The following is a 17,972-nucleotide window of genomic DNA, read 5'->3' as shown; positions in this document are numbered from 1 at the left end:
ACGTCGGGTGGGATCGGGGCCGTGATTCAGGAGGCGGAGCGGACCGCCTCCAACTCCTCCCAGCGCCCGAAGCAGCTGGCGAGCTGTGCCTCCAGGTCGTCGAGGTCGGCCTTGGCGGCGGCGATGCGGTCGCCGTCCTGCTTGTAGAATTCGGGTGAGGCCATCGCGTCGTGCAAGGCGCCGATGCGGGTCTCCAGGTCCTCGATCCGGGCGGGCAGGCCGTCCAGCTCCCGCTGCTCTTTCGAATTGAGCCTCCGGGGGCGCTCCTTCGCGGGGGGGGCGGGTTTCGCCGGGGTGGTCGACTCGTCCGGCGCCGGGGGGGCCTCGTCCTTGCGCTGGCGGAGGTAGTCGTCGTAGCCGCCGTCGTATTCCCGGACGGTGCCGTCGGGGTCGATCGCCAGGGTGCCGGCGACGACGTTATTCAGGAACGCCCGGTCGTGGCTGACCATCATGAGCGTGCCGGCATACCCGACGAGCAGGCCTTCGAGCAGCTCCAGGGTCTCGATGTCGAGGTCGTTGGTCGGCTCGTCCAGCACCAGCACGTTCGACGGCCGGGTGAACAGCTTCGCCAGGAGCAGGCGGCTGCGCTCGCCGCCGGAGAGGACCTTGACCAGCGTCCGGGATCGCTCGGGGGCGAAGAGGAAGTCCTGGAGGTAGCCGAGGACGTGACGCTGCCGGCCGTCGACGGTGATCGTCTCGTATTCGCTGACGTTCTGCTGGACGGTCCTGTCCTCGTCGAGCGTCTCCTTGAGCTGGTCGAAGTAGGAAATCTCCAGGTTCGTGCCGTGCCGGATCGCCCCCCGGTCCGGTTCGAGGTGGCCGAGCAGCAGCCGGAGCAGGGTCGACTTCCCGGAGCCGTTCGGGCCGATGATGCCGACCTTGTCCCCCCGCATGAGGGTGGTGGTCAGGTCCCGGATCACCGGCCGGTCGCCGTAGGAGAAGCCGACCCCCTTGGCCTCGATCACGAGGGCGCCGGAGCGGTCGGCTTCCTGGGCCTGGAGCCTCGCGGTCCCCTGGCGGTCCCGGCGCTTGCGGTGGGCCTCCCGCATCGCCTTCAGGGCGCGGACGCGGCCCTCGTTGCGGGTGCGGCGGGCCTCGATCCCCTTGCGGATCCAGGTCTCCTCCTGGGCGAGCCTCTTGTCGAAGAGGGCGGCCTGCTTCTCCTCGGCGGCGAGCTGCTCCTCCCGGCGTTGGAGGTAGGTCGGGTAGTCGCAGTCGAAGGCGTAGAGCGTCCCCCGGTCCAGCTCGACGATCCGGGTCGCGAGCCGCTCCAGCAGGGCCCGGTCGTGGGTGACGAAGATCAGGGTCCCTCCCCATCGGAGGAGGAAGTCCTCAAGCCACCGGATCGACTCGATGTCGAGGTGGTTGGTCGGCTCGTCGAGCAGGAGGACGTCCGGGTCGGCCACGAGCGACCGGGCGAGCAAGGTCCGGCGCTTCATCCCCGAGGAGAGGGATTCGAACGGGGAGTCGGGGTCGAGGTCGACCCGGGAGACGATCGCCAGGACGCGGTGATCGGCCGGGCCGAGGGCGTGGTCGTCGTCGGGCAGCCCCTCGGCCACGAGTTCGGCGACGGTGCCGGCCCTCGCCTGGGGCACTTCCTGCGGGAGCCGGGAGACTCGGAGTCCCTGGGCGCGGATGACCTCCCCCGAGTCATTCGGGAGCACCCCCTCGATCAGGCGGAGCAGCGTGCTCTTGCCCTCCCCGTTGCGCCCGAGGAGGCAGACGCGGTCTCCCCGCTCCACCGCGAGATCCACGCCGTCCAGCAGGCGGGGGCCGCCGAAGGACAGGCCGACGTTCCGAAGGCTCAGCAGTGCCATGAGGGGCTCATAACCGGTCGACGATCGGGCCAGCGAAGGCCACCCAAGGTATCACATCCCGGGACCGGCCTTCGAGTCGTCCTCGGCGTCGGGCCGGCCCGGCTTACGCGAAACGCCCGCCGGGGCCGACCTCACCACGTGGAGGACGGCCCCGGCGGGCGTTGGTGCCCGGGCGTCGATCGGCACCGGCCCCGCCGGGCCCGGCTCAGAGGGAGATCGGCCCGTCCTGCTCCTCGGTGAAGCAGACGCAGGCGCGGATGTCCCGCTCGGTCAGCTCCGGGTAGCGGCGGAGGATGTCGTCCCAGGTCATGCCGTCGACGACCATGGAGACGACCCGTCCGGCGGTGATCCAGGTGCCGCGGACGACGGGGGACTCGTCGGAGACGTGCTCGTCGAAGACCAGGCGATCGCGCCAGTTGCCGCCCTCGGCCTGGACCCCCGAGGCCGGGCGGGCGGCGGGGGCGGGCTCGGGCGTCACGGCGGCGGGAAACGGCATGGGCAGGTCGTTGGCCTTGGAGGAGCCGGACGCGGCCCGGCCCCAGCCCTCGGCCCGGGAGGCCCGGGAGGCGTTCAGGGCAGCCAGGGCGCGGTCGAAGGACTGCTCGGCCCGGGAGATCCGCTCGTCGGCCGAGTCGGGGTCGCCGTCGCAGGCGATCGCCGCCCGGAGGCGGGAGGCCGCCAGCACGATGCGGTCGACCATCACGCCCTCGACCATCCCGACCGGGGCCAACTCGGCCCGGAGGGCGTCCAGATTCTTCGAGAACGTCGGGTCGGGGCCGGCGAGGACGGTCAGGGGGGTGCGGACTCGGGACGTCTCGTCGAACAGGGTGGTGTCCATGAGGATCCTCTTCGAAGTCAATCCAAGTTCGATCGTGTCGTTCGAAATCGTCGCCAGGAAGGGGAAGCTACCGCGGATCGAATCATTCGAGGTGGGAGACATGGCGGGAAGCTCCATCGCAGGGGTCAGTCGTCGACCACTCGGCTCCGGCGATCACCTTCGATCACCGTTTACGTGCCTTACGTTAACATCATCGATTTTTCCGGTCGCATTAGTCACAAAAAGGCGGCCTGCCCTCGCATTTTATAGCGTCCAACGACGCAAATCGTTATATGACAGAAGAATAAGTTTTTGTCCGCTTTTGGCCGCCCCTGCGCAACTGGGGAGAATCGACGGAGACGTCAATCGGCGGCCGTCCACGCCCTCGGGGTGAGGGTGAGCACGGCCGGGTGAGTGGGGCGCGGGGGAGGCGTGCGGCCCTGCGGTCGATCGATGCCCCCCCTTCCCGGAGAAGGGGCGGAGGGAGGGAGCCGACCTGTCGGGGCGTCGACTCAGCCCCGACGCAGGGCCCGGCCGGGGGTGGCGCCGGTGGGCTCGCCGTCGAACAGGGCGAGGGTGCCGTTGACGAAGACGTGGCGGACCCCCTCGGCCTCGGTGCGGCCGGAGGCGTAGGTCGAGCGGTCGGTCACGGCGATCGGGTCGAACACCGCGAGGTCGGCGGCGAACCCGGGGCGGATCAGGCCGCGGTCGGTCAGGCGATAGCGCCGGGCGGCGTGGCCGGCGAGGTGGACCATCGCCGAGCCCCAGTCGTAGTCGCCCAGCTCCCGGGTGTGATAGCCGAGGTAGCGGGCGAAGGCGCCCCAGCCCCGGGGATGGGGGTGGCTGCCGCAGAAGATTCCGTCGGAGCCGGCCATGTGGGCCGGGTGGCGGAGGATCGCCCGGATATCGGCCTCGGTGCGGTCGCCGGCCCGGGCGCCGAAGATGCCGACGGCCATCCCGGAGCGGACGAGCACGTCGCAGACGAAGTCCCCCGGCGAGACGCCGGCTTGCTTGCTGGCCTCGATCAGGTTCATCCCCTCGGCCCATCGGTCGTCGGGGTTGGCGACCATGGTCAGGGTAATGGAATCGAGCGGGTAGGGGATCGCCTCGGAGAACCATTCCGAGTGAAGCTGGGCCCGGATCCGGGGGTCGGACAGGCGGGCGACGGTCGCCTCGATGCCCCCTTCCTGGACCCAGGAGGGGAGCGAGACCATGCCGAGGATCGTGCTGCCGACGAGGTAGGGGTAGCTGTCGAAGGTCAGGTCGACCCCCTCGGCCCGGTGCCGGTCCACCAGCCCGAGGAGCAGCTCCGCCGGGCCGTTGTAGTGCGAGATGTGCACGGCGGCGCCGGAGTTCTTCGCCACCTCGGCGATCTCGCCGACCCCCTGCGGCGCCCTCGGCCCGTAGCCCCGGATGTGGGAGACGTAGACGCCGTCGACCGGGGCGAGTTCCTCGCAGAGGGCGGAGATCTCCCGGACGTCGGCATAGAGGCTGGGGATGTAGTCCATCCCGCTGGAGAGGCCGACGGCCCCGGCGTCCAGCCCCTCCCGGACGATCCGCCGCATGGCGCGCAGCTCGTCGTCGGTGGCCGGGCGGGTGTCGAGGCCCATGACCTCCATCCTGACGTTGCCGTTGGGGATCAGGAAGGCGACGTTCAGGGCGGTGGTGCGGTCGAACCGGGAAAGGTACTCGGGGACCGAGGACCAGTCGTACTCGATCGAATCGGGGTTGCCGTTGAACCCATGCGTATACCGGCGCATGTAGTCGAGTGTCGGCTTCGAGGCGGGGGCGAAGGCGACGCCGTCCTGGCCGATGATGTAGGTCGTGACGCCCTGCTTCAGGGCGGGCCGGTGGACCGGGTCGGCCAGCAGCATCAGGTCGCCGTGGACGTGGGCGTCGATGAAGCCGGGGACGACGTAGAGGCCGGCGGCGTCGATGACCTGATTGGCCTCGGCCCCGGGGAGGCGTCCGACCTCGGCGATCGAGGAGTCGAGCAGGCCGACGTCGGCCGAGTAGGGGGGGGCGCCGGTGCCGTCGACGACCTGGCCACCCTTGATGAGCACGTCGAATCGCATGGGACCGTTCACTCCTGGGCGGGCACGAGCCGGATCCGCCGGAGGTTCATGACGAGCCCCCCGGGGGCGTCGAGCGCCCGGACCTCCAGGCGGTTCGGGCCGCCCGGCAGGTCGATCGCCCCCTTCATCGGCTGGGGCAGGAACCGGGAGGCGCCCCCGGTGGCGTGGACGGCGGCCTGCCGTCGCTGGTCGGCCGCGACGACCTCGAAGGTCGCGCCGCCCCGGCCGGCGGGCGCGCCATATTCGACCAGGACGACGAACCGGCCCGCCTCGGCCAGCTCGAAGTCCCATTGGACACGGTCGGTGGCCGAGGTCCAGTCGACCACGTAGCTTGGCGCCCCCTCGATGCGGAGCCGGTCGCCGAGCAGGCCCGCCCGGGAGGCCGGGAGTTCGAGGATCCCGTTGCGGTCGGGTTCGGGCCGGAATGGGGGCTCGCCGCCCGAGAGGGCGGCGGCGATCAGGACGGAAGCGACGCTCAGGGGGGTCGTCATGCGTCGGTCCCGGGCTCGAGGGCGGGGGGTGGGACGGGGGGGGTGTCGATCCCCCGCCAGAAGTACCACATCGCGATCGACCGGAAGGGCCGCCAGGGCTCGGCCAGCTCGACGCAACGGCGGGGGGACGGCATCTCGTCGAGCCCGAAGTGGGACCGGATGCCGACCCGGACGCCGAGATCCCCCACCGAGAGCACGTCGGGCCGGTTCAGGGCGAAGATCAGGAACATCTCGGCCGTCCAGGAGCCGATGCCCTTGATCGCGGTCAGCCGACGGATGATCTCCGCGTCATCCAGCCGGCCGATCCGGTTCAGCGTGATCGAGCCGGAGGCGACCGCCTCGCTGAGGTTCAGGACGTATCCGGCCTTCACCCCCGAGAGCCCGCAGGAGCGGACCCCCTCGGGGCCGAGCCGGAGCAGGGCCCCGGCGTCGTGGCGGTCGGCGCCCTGGAGATCCAGGAGCCTTCGGTTGATCGAGGTCGCGGCCCGGGAAGAGATCTGCTGGCCGACGATCGCCCGGACGAGGATGCCGAACCGGTCCGGCTGGCGTCGGAGCCGGCAGGGGCCGATCCGGGAGATCAGGGGACGCCAGCGGTCGTCGATCCCCAGCAAGTGGGCGACCGCGACGGCCCACGGGTCGACCCGCATGAGCCGGGGGATCGGTGCCGTCGGCGGCCCGGCGTCACTCGGTCTCGGTCGCGGCGAGGGCCTTCTCGACGGCATCGATGACCTTGTCCGACTTGGGGGCGTCTCCCGGCTCGAACCGGGCGACGACGTTGCCATTGCGATCGACCAGGAACTTGGTGAAGTTCCACCGGATCGGCCCGCCGACCTGGGGATGGGCCTGCTCGTCGGTCAGGAAGGCGTAGAGCGGGTGGATGCCCGAGCCCTTGACCACGATCTTCGAGAACAGTGGGAAGGTCACGTCGTAGTTCGACTTGCAAAAGGTCCGGATCTCGGCGTTGGTGCCGGGCTCCTGGGCGCCGAACTCGTTGGCGGGGAAGGCGAGGACCTTGAAGCCCTTGTCGCTGTAGGAGCGGTAGAGTTCCTCCAGCCCCTCGTACTGCGGGGTGTAGCCGCAGTAGCTGGCGGTGTTGACGATCATCAGGACCTCCCCCTCGTATCGCGAGAGGTCGACCTCGTTGCCCTCGATGTCGGCCACGGTGAAGTCGAGCACGCACTTGGCCTCTTCTTCCGATCGCGACGGCCCGGCCAGGAGCAGGGCGAGGGAGAGCGTGGCGAGCAGGGGTCGGATCATCGGTGTCTTCTCCGGCGGGTCTTGCGCTGGGGGCCTGGTCGTCGGCGGGTCCGGCTCGGGCGTCGGCGGCGGGCGGGGAGGGGGGTGCGGTCGGCGGGTCGAGCGATCCGACGCCTTCGATGAAATTCATGATGATCTGGTCTCCCGGAGGAATCAAGGCCGATGCCCGGCATGAGGCCGCCCCCGGGCGTGGCCCCCCGGGCCCCGGGCTGGTAGGATTGCGCCCCGGTCGTCCCCCCGAGCCGAGCCCGCCATGACCCAACCCACCGAGCCCGCCCCCGATCTCGCTCCCGAATCGGGAGAGCCTCCCGTGCGGGGGCGGGTGGACGACGCGACCTGCCTGGCCTGCGGCCTGCTCTGCGACGACATCACGCTGACCGTCCGGGGCGACCGGATCGTCGAGGCCGAACGCGCCTGCCCCCGGGGCCGGGCCTGGTTCCTGGACGATCACCGGCACGCCGACCGGCCGCCGGCGACCATCGACGGGCGGCCGGCGACGCTGGAACAGGCGATCGACCGGGCGGCCGCCCTGCTGGCCGCCTCGAAGGCGCCGATGGTCGGCGGGCTGTCCGGGACGACGGTCGAGGCCCAGGCCGTCGCGGTCGAGCTGGCCGACCGGGTCGGTGCGGTGATCGACCCGGCGCACTCGGCCTCGGCCCGGCCCCGGGTCGAGGCGATCCAGCGCGCTGGCGGGGCGTTCGCCTCGTTCGGCGAGGTGAAGAGTCGGGCGGACGTGATCATCCTCTGGGATCTCCAACCCTGGATCCCGGGTGGACGCCTCTGGGATCGGCTGATCGAGCCCCCGGGGCGCTTCGTCCCCGGAGGCCGATCGGGGAGGACCGTCCTCGTCGTCGACCGGGGCGACTCGGCGTCCCGGGGGCGTGCCGACTCGGCGATCGCGATCCCCCCCGAGCGGCACGCCGAGGCGTTCCGGGCCCTCCGGGCGATGGTCCTCGGCATGCCGGTCGATCCGGCCCGGGTGGGGCGTTCCTGCGGAGTCCCGGCGGAGGAACTCGGGGACTGGGCCGAACGGTTGCGGGGCGCCCGATACGGGGTCATCGCCTTCGCCGAGGGGCTCGGGGCCGGGGGGCTCGATGCGATCGAGGCGCTGATGCGGTTGGTCGATGACCTCAACCGGACGACCCGATGCGTCGCCCTCCCCCTGGCCGGGCCCGGCAACCCGGCCGGGGCCGAGGCCGTCCTGACGGGGAGGCTCGGGGCCCCGCTGGCCGTCGACCTGTCCGACGGCGCTCCCCGATACCGGCCGCTCGACGCCGAGGGTCAGGCCCGGCTCGATCGGGGTGAGGTCGACGTGGTGCTGGACCTGGAGGGCGTGGGATCCCCGCGGAGTCTCTCGGGCTCCGTCCCGGCCATCCGGATTTCTCCCGGCGCGACCGCCGACCCGGTCCCCGACGGCGTCTCCATCGCCTGCGCCATGCCGGGCATCGACGGCGGCGGGACGGTCGTCCGCTCCGACGAGGTCTCGCTGCCGCTCCGCCCGGCCCTCGACCCGTCCCGGCCGATCGACCGCGCGGTGCTGTCGGCGATCCTCGATCGTTTGGAGACGTGATGGGATCGGACCAGACCGTGCGTGACACCCCGGAGCCCCCGATGCAGCTCGACGGCGTCGCCATCGACGACTCGTTCGCCGAGGCATTCCCGATGACCGGGGCCCGGCTGGTCATCACGGCCGATTCCCCCCGATGGGCCGAGGTCGCCGGGCGGACGATGACCGGGTACGCCTCCAGCGTGATCGGCTGCGACGCCGAGGCGGGGATCGAGCGGATGCTCCCCCCCGACGAGACGCCCGACGGCAGGCCCGGCGTGGCGGTGCTCGCCTTCGCCTTCAGCCGGGAGGCGTTGGAGCAGGCCCTCGTCAAGCGAGTCGGCCAGTGCGTGATGACCTGCCCGACCTCCGCCTGCTACAACGGCCTGCCGATCGACCCCGGGGGGGAGTCGATCGTCATCGGCGGCAAGCTTCGCTACTTCGGCGACGGCTGGCAGGTCAGCAAGAAGCTGGGCGATCGCCGCTTCTGGAGGGTGCCGGTCATGGACGGCGAGTTCACCTGCGAGGAATCCTTCGGCACGACGACCGGCGTGGCGGGGGGCAACATCATCCTCCTCGGCGTCGATCCGAGGACGGTCCTGGAGGCGACCGAGGCGGCCGTCGACGCGATGCGGGCCGTGCCGGGCGTCATCCTGCCGTTCCCGGGGGGGATCGCGCGGTCGGGCTCGAAGGTGGGGAGCAAGTACAAGGGGCTCGTCGCCAGCTCGAACGAGGCGTACTCGCCGATGCTCCGGGGCCTGGTGACCTCGCACCTGCCGGACGAGGTCCGATGTGCGTATGAAATTGTGATCGACGGACTCACACTCGAATCGGTCGAGCGGGCGACGCTCGCGGGGCTCCGGGCGGGGGCGAGGCCGGGGGTCGTCGAGATCACGGCGGGGAACTACGGCGGCAAGCTCGGGCCGTTCCACATCCGGCTCCGGGATCTGCTCGGGAGGGGATCCTAGCCCGGCCCCTCCCGGTTCGGGGGAGGGGACGGGGCGAGGAACGGCTCGGGATCAGCCACGGTCCCGGCCGGAGCCCTGCATGTTCCGGTCAACCTCGAACTCGTACTCGCCGAGCGACTTGCCGCCGGCCGGGGCGGTGATGACCCGGGAGAGGTGGACCCAGCGATCCCCCTTCTGCTCCAGCTGGAAGTCGTTCCGGAGGACGGCGGGCTCGACGTCCCATCCGGCGTTCAGCTCGGGCTGGTCCCGGGTCTTCGTGAGGACGAGGAAGGCGGTGCCGGGGCTCTGGTTCGACAGGCCGTCCATCGTGATCGTCGTCCGCCAGGCGGCCTCGACGTTCTCCGGCAGTTCGACCGGGGTCAGCTCGGGGGAGCCCTCCTCGGACCCCTCGGCGCCGAACGGGTGCTCGCCGGCCGGGCCGGTCGAGGTGGTCGGGTCGCGGAAGGCATACCAGGCGAAGCCCCGGATCTTGGTGATGTGTGCTTCGGGATTGCGCATCGCGATGCTCCTTCGTGGATGGGATCGGGCGATCGTCCGGCCGGCCCGGCGGGGCCGACGCCGATGCGGTTCGTGGTCGCAAGGCTCGTGCCGATGAGGCGGCATCTCGTTTGCTCGATACCGGATACGGAATCGTCCGGATTGCTGCGAGGCGCAAGGCCGCGGGTGAGCGGAGGGCCACGCCCTTCGGGACGGCCCACGGGCCGGGGCCGCCCTGGGATTTCGTCCCACCCCGTGAGCCCTCGGTGCGATCCGGTCTGTTGCGGGTCGATGCGACGGCCGCCGCCCGGCGGCCCGGTCGATCCCGAGGCTGAGACTCGTCCGGAGCCGATCGTCATGCAGGGGCAGGGTGCCGTCCACTGGATCGATTACCTGATCATCATCGCGTTCATCGTCTATGCGATCCGCAACGGGATCAAGTCCAAGGACGTGGCGTCGAAGAACGTGGAGGAGTATTTCCTCGCCGGGCGGACCCTGCCGGGCTGGAAGGCGGGCCTGAGCATGGCGGCCACGCAGTTCGCCGCCGACACGCCGCTGCTGGTGGCGGGGATGATCGCGGTCTCGGGGATCTTCGCCGTCTGGCGGCTCTGGATCTACGGCGTCGCCTTCCTCGTGCTCGGGTTCATCCTGGCCGGCAGCTGGCAGCGCGCCGGGGTGATCACCGACGCCGAGCTGACCGAGCTGCGCTACGGCAGGAAGCCGGCCGCGGCGCTCCGGGGGTTCAAGGCGATCTACTTCGGCACCATCTTCAATTGCACCGTGCTGGCGATGGTGTTGCTGGCCTCGACCCGGATCGCCGAGCCGTTCCTGACCTGGAACGAGTGGCTGCCCGCGCTGCTGTTCGACCCGGTCGCCTCGCTCGTCGAGTGGCTCGGGCTGGACCTGAGCACCCGGGTCCCGGGAGACCCGGACCTGTACGTCTTGTCGGCGAACAACCTCCTGTCGATCCTGGCGATCCTGCTGGTGACGCTCGGCTACTCGGCCACGGGCGGGCTGCGGAGCGTGGTGGCGACCGACGCCGTGCAACTCGGCCTGGCCCTGGTGGCGACCGGGGCGTTCGCCTTCATGGTGGTGCGGGAGGTCGGCGGGTTCGGCGCCCTTCAGCAGGGGATCCAGGAGAAGTTCGGCGGCGGCAACGGCCCCGGGGGGATCTCGGCGACCGAGATCCTCGCCTTCACGCCGAGCCGGGCGAGGGAGGCGAGCCTCGCCCTGCTCGTCGTCTATGCGACGCAGTGGTTCTTCCAGATCAACGCCGACGGCACCGGCTACCTCGCCCAGCGGGCGATGGCCTGCCGATCCCCCCGCGACGCCCGATTCGCGGCCTTGACGCTGACGACCGTCCAGATCTTCGTCCGGAGCCTGCTCTGGCTGCCGATCGGCCTGGGCCTGCTGCTGCTGATCCCCACCGACGTCGGCCCCGAGCCCGGAGGCGGGAACGAGGTCGCCGCCGAGGCCCGACAGGTCCCCGGAGCGGATGAGGAGGACGTCGAGCCCCGCCCCGTCCAGGAGCCCAAGGAGGCCGCCTCGCAGGCCCCCGACGAGGGGGAGCAGGACTTCGCCCGGCAGCGGATCAAGGAAGACCGTGAATTCGCCTATGTCGAGGGGTTCAAGGCCCTGCTGCCCCCGGGCCTGCTGGGACTGATGCTGACCGGGATGCTGGCGGCCCTGGCCTCGACGGTCGACACGCACTTGAACTGGGGCGCGTCCTACTGGACCAACGACATCTACAAGCGGTTCCTCAGTCGCCACCTGTTCAAGCGGGATCCCGGCCCGAGGGAACTGGTCTGGGTCGCCCGGGGGTCGAACGTGGCCATCCTGGTCATCTCGCTGGCGATCATGAGCCAGCTCCCCTCGATCCGGGACGCCTGGCAGGCGAGCCTGCTCCTGGGTGCGGGGATCGGCCCGCTGCTGGTTTTGCGCTGGCTCTGGTGGCGGGTCAATGCCTGGGGGGAGATCGCCGCGACGATCGCCTCGCTCGCCCTGACGGCCCCGCTGCTCCTGCTGGTCCGGTCGGACGACCCGGACCTCCAGGCCTGGATCGAGGCGGTGCGGATGCTGACCATGGCCGTGCTCGCCTCGGGCATCGGCATCGGGACGGCACTGGCGATGGGGCCGGAGAGCGACGAGAGCCTCGGCGAGTTCTACCGAAGGACCCGCCCCCCCGGCTTCTGGGGGCCGGTCGCCGAGGCCAACGGCGGCGACCCCATCGCCGACCGGCACCGGCTCTACCGGGGAATCGGCGCCGTGATCGCATCGGCGCTGTCGATCTTCTCGATGCTCGTCGGCGTCGGGTCCTTGATCTGCGGCAGCCCGCCGCCGACGTGGTTCCCTTATTCGGGGGCGTGGATCGGCCTCTGCATCGTCGTGGGGCTCGGCCTGGTGCCGGTCTGGTACTGGCTCGGGTTCTCGGAGGCCTCCGCGGAGCCGAAGAATCCTCCCCCCGAGGACCCCGATCGCAGCGAGGCCGCCGAGGAGCAGGTCGGCGCCAGGCCCGACGAGGACGAGGGCGGCCGACGCCGCGGCGACTACGATGAGGGCGGCAACGGCGGCGGGGACTCCGGCTGAGCCCCGGCGGGCCCCGACGCCGATGCCGCCGCCCTCGGGCCGCGGCATCGGCGGGTCATCGACGTTAGGATAGGGGCGGTCCGATCCCTCCCGAAGGCCGAACGCGATCGACCCGACCGATGGAATTGCCCCCGCTGATCCGGAACCCGAGATACGCCCTGCTCGACGCCTTCCGAGGGGTGGCGTGCCTGATGGTGGTGCTGCATCACGCCGGCTTCGCCCTTCTGGCGGGTGAGACGCCGGAGCCGGGGGCGTTCGAGGAGGTCGGCCGTTGGCTGAACCTCGTCCTCCGCAGGCTCGACCTCGGCGTGCCCCTGTTCTTCGTCATCAGCGGTTACTGCATCGCGGCCAGCGTCGACGCGACCCGGAGGCGGGGGTCATCCCCCGCTCGGTTCGTGGCGAGGAGGGTCTGGCGGATCTACCCGCCCTACTGGGCGGCGCTGGCGTGGTTCCTGCTGGTGACGATCGGCCTGCAACGGCTGGGGCTGGAGCGGCTGTTGTGCTGCCACTCCCCCTTCGGGCTGGAGCTGATCCTGCCCCAGGATCTGACGGCGCCGCAGTGGGCCGGCAACGTCACGCTCACCGAGACGTGGCGGCACCTCGTGGGCGGGGGCCCGGCGAAGATCTTCACCCGGGTGGCGTGGTCGCTCTGCTTCGAGGAGCAATTCTACTTCCTCTGCTTCTTGCTGTTGATCGTCGCCTCGAAGCGACTGTTCTCGGCGATGGGCTGGCTGACCCTGGCGATCGTGCTGGTCCGGGTGGCGGCGGCGGACGTGGGGATGATCCGGTACCTGGAGGGGACGTTCGTCGACCTCTGGCATCAGTTCGCGGTGGGGCTGGCGGTCTACTGGAGGCTGAACGTCCCGTCGGAACCCTGGAAGGACCGGGCGGTGGAAGCGGCGCTGGTCGGCATGGCCGTCGTCGGTTTCTCGGCCCGGATCCCGAACCAGCCGGTCGCCTATTCGACCGGGACGACCGCGCTGTTCGGCTTGCTGCTGATCGGGCTGAAGGACCGGGACGCCTGGATCTGCTCCCGGTCGTGGATGCGACCCATGACCTTCCTGGGCCGTCGGAGCTACAGCGTCTACCTCTACCACCTGCCGGTGACGACGGTCGGCACGTTCGGGATGCATGAGCTGGGGATCACCGACTTCTGGCCGAGGGCGCTGGTCACGGTGCCCCTGGTGTCCACCCTGGCGGTGTTGATCAGTTGCGGCTTCTTCCAACTCGTGGAGCGGCACTTCCTCAACCCGCCGATCGTCGGGCCGTCGAGGCCGACGGCCGGGGCCGGGCACCCGCTGGCCGGCGAATCCGGCGCGAGACCCGGCGGGGGGTGATCGGCGGGGGGATTGGCCTTTGCCCGATCGGCCCGCCGTCGTACAACAGCGGGCACCCGCCGACGGGACGGAGGGCGGGGCCGCCTCGCGCCCGAAGGATCACGGAGGATTGCCGATGCCACCGAGCAACGCACCCGAGTCACCCGGCCCGGCCCGATCCCTCCGGGACCGCTGGCCCTGGACCGTGCTGGCCGTCGCCCTGGTGCCGGCGATCTGGCACGCGGTCGCCTTCCCGGGCGGCCCGGACGGCGAGTTCCCCGGGGTCGCCCGTCCGACGTTCAGCCCCGCCCCGCCGGCGGCCTACCGACTGGCCGAGCCGGGGGACACCCTCGACCGGGTCGGCCTGTACCTCTGCGCCGCGAGCCTCGCGGTGGCCGGCTACGGGGTCGTCCGGCGGAAAGCGTCGGGGAAGGCGGGAGTGCTGTGGATCTCGGCCCTGGGGCTGGAGATCGCCGGGTTCTGGTATGCCGCTAATCCCTGGCCGACCTTCGACGGCTGGCACGGGCTCGGCTGGCGGGTCGTCGCCGACTCGGAGGCGCCGATGGGCCTGAGGATCGGCCTCGGGGCGGCGGCGGCGGTCGTGCTGGGGATGGTCGCGGCGCCGATCGCCCGGCTCCGCCGGGCGGTCCCGCTGCTGATCCTCCGGGGGAGGCGGGCGGGAGTGCTCTCGCTGCTCGGGGCCTCGGCGGTGCTGGTCGCGTTGAGGGTCGCGGGCTGGCCGGCGGTCGGGCCGGGGGGCTACTGGCCGCGATGGGCCTTCATCGGCGGGGCCTGGCTGTTCCTGGCGGCGATGCTCCGGAGCCTGCCGCCGATGTCGAGCCGGAGGGCGGTGCGGGTCGCCTCCGGCCTGGCGGTGGCCGGGATGACGGCCGTGTTCATCGCGACGGGCCTGGAGGTGGTCTGGTATCACCGGCCTCTGGAGCGGCTCCGGGAGATCGAGCCGGGGCGGATTTACATCAGCGCCATGCCCCACGGCAAGGGACTGGAAGTCGCCCACGATCGGCACCGGTTCAAGACGATCATCAACCTCTTCCAGGAAGACCTGCCCGGCCTGCGGAGCCCGCACCTGGACGACGAACTCGCCTTCGCCGAATCCCACGGCATCCACTATGTCCGGAGCCCCGCCTCGGCAATCGAGGCCGAGGCGTTCCTCGACGAGACGCTCCGGCTGGCGACCGACCCGGACGCCTGGCCGGTGCTGGTGCACTGTCACGGCTGCATGGATCGCACGCCAGCCTGGTGGGGGATCTACCAGTTCGTGGTGCAGGGGCGTCCGCTGGTCGAGGTGATGCGTTCGATCGAGCAGCATCGGGGCTCGCGGCCCAAGGCCTCGGTGACCTTGCTCTACAACCGGGTCCTCGCCGATCGGGCCCCGGGCCGCTATCGAGACGACTCGACCGCGGCCGTCCTCCGCGAGAACGCACGGGGGACGGCCGACCCGTTCTACCGCCAGCTCGAGGAGGAACGCCGACTGGCCCGGGACACCGAGGGCGACGGGCCGCATCGGGAGTGATCCGGGCCCCAAGCGCTCCCGGGGGCGGGGGGCGGGGATCCCGGTTCGGGGGGAGACGGGCCGGGTCGGGACATCCCGTCCAATCCGATCAAGCCCGTCCCGGAGGCCCCGCTGTCGAGAATTTCGCCTGGCGGACGCTCGACGGCGCGGCTACCATCGGGGAGTTCATCCCTCCTTCACAAGGGTGAGTCCCGTGAATTCCGTGATCAGTCCCGAGGAACAGATTCGCCGAGTCGCCCGAGCGATGCTCGCCCAACTCGGCGGCGACCGGACGATCGGACACCAGGGGGCCCGGCCCGACCTCCGGGGGCTCATCGCCATGATCGAGAGCCACCTGGAGGGCAACCTGCCGCCGATCAAGGCGGCCGACGGCCGTCCCGGCGCCCACGGCGGCTTCCTGCCCTCGACGGTCATCGGCCGCTGATCATTCGAATCATTCCCCGGCCAGTTGCCTGAGCCGACGGATCAGGTCCAGCGCGTCGTCCGGCCGGAGCGAGGCGAGGTCGACCTCTCGCAGCTCGTCGAGCATCGGGTCGGGCAGGCTGGCGAAGAGGCTGTCCTGGATGGCCCGGCCGGTCTTCACCTTGCGCGGGTCGGGTCCCGCGATGGGGTCGGCGGCGGGGGCGAGGGGCGTGCCCCCGTCGAGCTGCTCGGTGCCGTGGTGCCGTTCCAGGTAGGCCAGGATCGCCCTCGCCCGGTCGAGCACCGTCCCGGGCACGCCCGCCAGGCGCGCGACGTGGATGCCGTAGCTCTGGTCGGCCCCGCCGGGGACGATCCGGTGCAGGAAGACCACCTCGCCGTCCCGCTCCCTGACGGCCACGTTGGCGTTGCGGAGCCGGGGGCGGGACTGCTCCAGGTCCACCAGCTCGTGATAGTGGGTCGCGAATAGCGTCCGGCAGCCGACGACGTCGTGCAGGTGCTCGGCGATCGCCCAGGCGAGCGAGACGCCGTCGAAGGTGCTGGTGCCCCGGCCGATCTCGTCGAGGATGACCAGGGACCGGGCGGTGGCGTTGTTGAGGATGTTGGCCGTCTCGGTCATCTCGACCATGAAGGTACTCTGGCCCCGGCTCAGCTCGTCGGTGGCGCCGACCCGGGCGAAGATGCGGTCGACCACGCCGAGGCGGGCCGCCTTCGACGGCACGAACCCTCCCATCTGGGCGAGGATCGTGATCAGGGCCACCTGCCTGATGTAGGTGCTCTTGCCCGCCATGTTCGGGCCGGTGAGGATGACGAGCATGCCGTCGTCGGGGGCCAACGCGGCGTCATTCGGCACGAAGGCGCCGTGGGGCATGAGGGCGTCGAGCACCGGGTGTCGGCCGTCCTCGATTCTCAGGACCGGCTCGGAGACCATTTCCGGGCGTGTGTAACCCTTCCTCGCGGCCAGCTCGGCCAGTCCGCAGAGCACGTCGACGGCCGCCAGGACGGCCCCGGCCTGGACGAGCCGGGGGGCCTCGGCGGCGACCCGGTCGCGGAGGGTGATGAACAGCTCGTATTCGAGGTCCCGGGCCCGCTCCTCGGCGCGGAGGACCTTGTCTTCGTACTCCTTCAGCTCGGGGGTGATGTAGCGCTCGCCGTTCTTGATCGTCTGCTTGCGGACGAAGTCGTCCGGCAGCTTCTTGCCGGCGGCCTGGGAGTGGGTGACCTCGATGTAGTAGCCGAAGACCTTGTTGAAGCCGACCTTCAGGCCGCCGATCCCCGTCCTCTGGACCTGCTCCGCCTGGTATCGGGCGATCCAGGTCTTGCCGCCCCGGGCGATCTCCCGGAGCTCGTCGAGCGTCGGGTGATACCCCTCCCGGATCAGGCCGCCTTCCTTGAGGGCCAGGGGGGGCTCGTCGACGAGTGCCTGCTCGATCCCCGCCCGGATCTCCGGGCAGAGCTCCAGGGTTTGCTCCAACTCGTTCAAGAGCGGCGAGCCGCGTTCGGCCAGCCTCGCCTTGATCCGGGGCAGCAGGCCGAGGGTCTTCGCCAGGCAGGCCAGGTCCCGGGGGGAGGCCCGGAAGGTGGCGGCCCGGGCGGCGAGGCGTTCGAGGTCGTGGGCCCGATCGAGCGCGGCCCTCAGGTCGGCTCGCAAGGCGGAATCGGCCAGCAGCTCGCCGACGGCCGAGTGCCGGCGGGTGATCGCGTCGAGGTCCGTCAGCGGCGAGGTCAGCCACTCGGACAGCAACCGGGCGCCCATCGGCGTGCAGGTGCGATCGACGACGGCGAGCAGGGAACCCTCGCGCTTCCCCTCGCGGAGGGTCCGCGTCAGCTCCAGGCTGCGTCGGGTCGTCTCGTCGAGCAGCAGGGTGCTGCCTCGGCGGTGGGCGACCAGCCGGGTGAGGTGCCCGAGCGTCGACTTCTGCGTGTCCTTCAGGTAGGAGAGCAGGGCACCGGCGGCGGCGACCTCGATGGCGTCGTCGTCCAGCCCGAAGCCGGAGAGGGTGGTGACGCCGAAGTGCTCGAGGAGCTTGCCGCGGGACTCGACGGGGAGGAAGTCCCAGGACGGACGGGTGGTGATCGGCAGCCCCGGTGCTTGCTGGCGGATCAGGCGGACCCAGGGGGCGTCGATCGCCGTCTCGGAGACGAGCACCTCGGCCGGGTCGAGCCGGGCGACCTCGTCGAGCAGCTCCCGGCGCTGGACCTCGCAGGACGCGAACCGGCCGGTCGACAGCTCGACCCAGGCCAGCCCCAGCCTCCCCTTCTGCTCGACGACGGCGGCGAGGTAGTTGGCCGACCGGGGGTCGAGCAGGGCGTCGTCGGTCAAGGTGCCGGGGGTGACGACCCGGACGACCTCGCGCCTGACCAGCCCCTTGGCGAACCGGGCGTCCTCGACCTGCTCGCAGACCGCCGCGCGGTGGCCTGCGGCGACGATCCGGGCGAGGTACGACTCCAGCGCGGGGTGCGGGAAGCCGGCCATCGGGATGGCATCGGCCCCCTTGTCCCGGCTGGTCAGGGCTATGCCGAGCAGGGCGGAGGCACGCTCGGCGTCCTCGCCGAACATCTCGTAGAAGTCCCCCATCCGGAACAGCAGCAGGGCGTCCGGGTCGCGGGCCTTGAGCTCGCGATACTGCTGCATCATGGGGGTGCTGGCGGGGTCGCTCACGGCGGT

At 71.2% G+C, this 17,972-nt stretch carries 14 protein-coding genes; 6 read left to right on the top strand and 8 right to left on the bottom strand.

Annotated features, from left to right (window positions below; genetic code table 11):
• Positions 1-26 precede the first annotated feature (26 nt).
• From ElP_RS21480 to ElP_RS21455, 6 genes are all read right to left on the bottom strand, one after another.
• Positions 27-1,817 (bottom strand): ATP-binding cassette domain-containing protein, encoded by a 1,791-nt coding sequence (locus ElP_RS21480; RefSeq protein ID WP_145272792.1) that lies wholly within the window; start codon positions 1,815-1,817, stop codon positions 27-29.
• Between the two features lie 205 nt (positions 1,818-2,022).
• Entirely contained in the window at positions 2,023-2,655 is a 633-nt protein-coding gene (locus tag ElP_RS21475; protein WP_145272789.1) for a DUF433 domain-containing protein, read from the bottom strand.
• A 491-nt stretch (positions 2,656-3,146) separates the two neighbouring features.
• Positions 3,147-4,709, bottom strand: a complete 1,563-nt coding sequence (locus ElP_RS21470; RefSeq protein WP_145272786.1) for an N-acyl-D-amino-acid deacylase family protein — start codon at positions 4,707-4,709, stop codon at positions 3,147-3,149.
• An 8-nt stretch (positions 4,710-4,717) separates the two neighbouring features.
• Positions 4,718-5,200, bottom strand: coding sequence for a hypothetical protein (locus ElP_RS21465; protein WP_145272783.1), 483 nt, complete (start codon positions 5,198-5,200; stop codon positions 4,718-4,720).
• Positions 5,197-5,847 (bottom strand): DNA-3-methyladenine glycosylase family protein, encoded by a 651-nt coding sequence (locus ElP_RS21460; protein ID WP_197446260.1) that lies wholly within the window; start codon positions 5,845-5,847, stop codon positions 5,197-5,199. Before ElP_RS21460 ends, ElP_RS21465 begins: the two co-directional genes overlap by 4 nt.
• A gap of 34 nt (positions 5,848-5,881) precedes the next feature.
• Complete coding sequence (locus tag ElP_RS21455) at positions 5,882-6,457, bottom strand: glutathione peroxidase (protein ID WP_145272777.1); 576 nt, start codon at positions 6,455-6,457, stop codon at positions 5,882-5,884.
• A 253-nt stretch (positions 6,458-6,710) separates the two neighbouring features.
• Between ElP_RS21455 and ElP_RS21450 the strand changes: the two genes are divergently transcribed.
• Positions 6,711-8,027 (top strand): formylmethanofuran dehydrogenase subunit B, encoded by a 1,317-nt coding sequence (locus tag ElP_RS21450; RefSeq protein ID WP_145272775.1) that lies wholly within the window; start codon positions 6,711-6,713, stop codon positions 8,025-8,027.
• Positions 8,027-8,971, top strand: a complete 945-nt coding sequence (gene fhcD / locus ElP_RS21445; protein ID WP_231749204.1) for a formylmethanofuran--tetrahydromethanopterin N-formyltransferase — start codon at positions 8,027-8,029, stop codon at positions 8,969-8,971. The genes ElP_RS21450 and fhcD overlap by 1 nt, the downstream gene beginning before the upstream one ends.
• 51 nt (positions 8,972-9,022) lie before the next feature.
• Here fhcD and ElP_RS21440 read toward each other — a convergent pair whose 3' ends face one another.
• Positions 9,023-9,469 (bottom strand): hypothetical protein, encoded by a 447-nt coding sequence (locus ElP_RS21440; RefSeq protein WP_145272772.1) that lies wholly within the window; start codon positions 9,467-9,469, stop codon positions 9,023-9,025.
• Positions 9,470-9,805: 336 nt separating this feature from the next.
• Between ElP_RS21440 and ElP_RS21435 the strand changes: the two genes are divergently transcribed.
• The 4 genes from ElP_RS21435 (at position 9,806) to ElP_RS21420 (ending at position 15,308) form a co-directional block, all read left to right on the top strand.
• The gene (locus ElP_RS21435; RefSeq protein ID WP_197446259.1) at positions 9,806-12,034 is read left to right on the top strand and encodes a sodium:solute symporter family transporter; all 2,229 of its coding nucleotides are present in this window, start codon (positions 9,806-9,808) and stop codon (positions 12,032-12,034) included.
• A gap of 119 nt (positions 12,035-12,153) precedes the next feature.
• Entirely contained in the window at positions 12,154-13,371 is a 1,218-nt protein-coding gene (locus tag ElP_RS21430) for an acyltransferase family protein (protein WP_145272767.1), read from the top strand.
• Positions 13,372-13,486: 115 nt separating this feature from the next.
• The gene (locus tag ElP_RS21425; RefSeq protein ID WP_145272765.1) at positions 13,487-14,884 is read left to right on the top strand and encodes a protein-tyrosine phosphatase family protein; all 1,398 of its coding nucleotides are present in this window, start codon (positions 13,487-13,489) and stop codon (positions 14,882-14,884) included.
• A gap of 244 nt (positions 14,885-15,128) precedes the next feature.
• Positions 15,129-15,308 (top strand): hypothetical protein, encoded by a 180-nt coding sequence (locus ElP_RS21420; RefSeq protein WP_145272762.1) that lies wholly within the window; start codon positions 15,129-15,131, stop codon positions 15,306-15,308.
• Positions 15,309-15,317: 9 nt separating this feature from the next.
• Here the strand turns inward: ElP_RS21420 and mutS are convergent, their stop codons facing one another.
• Positions 15,318-17,942 carry a DNA mismatch repair protein MutS gene (gene mutS, locus ElP_RS21415; RefSeq protein ID WP_390836083.1) on the bottom strand — a complete coding sequence of 875 codons (2,625 nt, stop codon included), beginning with the start codon at positions 17,940-17,942 and terminating at the stop codon, positions 15,318-15,320.
• Positions 17,943-17,972: the final 30 nt, after the last annotated feature.

This window comes from Tautonia plasticadhaerens (assembly GCF_007752535.1).
GTDB lineage: Bacteria > Planctomycetota > Planctomycetia > Isosphaerales > Isosphaeraceae > Tautonia > Tautonia plasticadhaerens.
The sequence above is the reverse complement of the archived record's forward strand: the minus strand, read 5'-3'. Positions and strand labels throughout refer to the sequence as shown.

Coding starts and splice junctions, on each gene's coding strand:
- ElP_RS21480 (WP_145272792.1), bottom strand. CDS start 1,817: ATGGCACTGCTGAGCCTTCGGAACGTCGGCCTGTCCTTCGGCGGCCCC.
- ElP_RS21475 (WP_145272789.1), bottom strand. CDS start 2,655: ATGGACACCACCCTGTTCGACGAGACGTCCCGAGTCCGCACCCCCCTG.
- ElP_RS21470 (WP_145272786.1), bottom strand. CDS start 4,709: ATGCGATTCGACGTGCTCATCAAGGGTGGCCAGGTCGTCGACGGCACC.
- ElP_RS21465 (WP_145272783.1), bottom strand. CDS start 5,200: ATGACGACCCCCCTGAGCGTCGCTTCCGTCCTGATCGCCGCCGCCCTC.
- ElP_RS21460 (WP_197446260.1), bottom strand. CDS start 5,847: ATGCGGGTCGACCCGTGGGCCGTCGCGGTCGCCCACTTGCTGGGGATC.
- ElP_RS21455 (WP_145272777.1), bottom strand. CDS start 6,457: ATGATCCGACCCCTGCTCGCCACGCTCTCCCTCGCCCTGCTCCTGGCC.
- ElP_RS21450 (WP_145272775.1), top strand. CDS start 6,711: ATGACCCAACCCACCGAGCCCGCCCCCGATCTCGCTCCCGAATCGGGA.
- fhcD (WP_231749204.1), top strand. CDS start 8,027: ATGGGATCGGACCAGACCGTGCGTGACACCCCGGAGCCCCCGATGCAG.
- ElP_RS21440 (WP_145272772.1), bottom strand. CDS start 9,469: ATGCGCAATCCCGAAGCACACATCACCAAGATCCGGGGCTTCGCCTGG.
- ElP_RS21435 (WP_197446259.1), top strand. CDS start 9,806: ATGCAGGGGCAGGGTGCCGTCCACTGGATCGATTACCTGATCATCATC.
- ElP_RS21430 (WP_145272767.1), top strand. CDS start 12,154: ATGGAATTGCCCCCGCTGATCCGGAACCCGAGATACGCCCTGCTCGAC.
- ElP_RS21425 (WP_145272765.1), top strand. CDS start 13,487: ATGCCACCGAGCAACGCACCCGAGTCACCCGGCCCGGCCCGATCCCTC.
- ElP_RS21420 (WP_145272762.1), top strand. CDS start 15,129: ATGCTCGCCCAACTCGGCGGCGACCGGACGATCGGACACCAGGGGGCC.
- mutS (WP_390836083.1), bottom strand. CDS start 17,942: ATGATGCAGCAGTATCGCGAGCTCAAGGCCCGCGACCCGGACGCCCTG.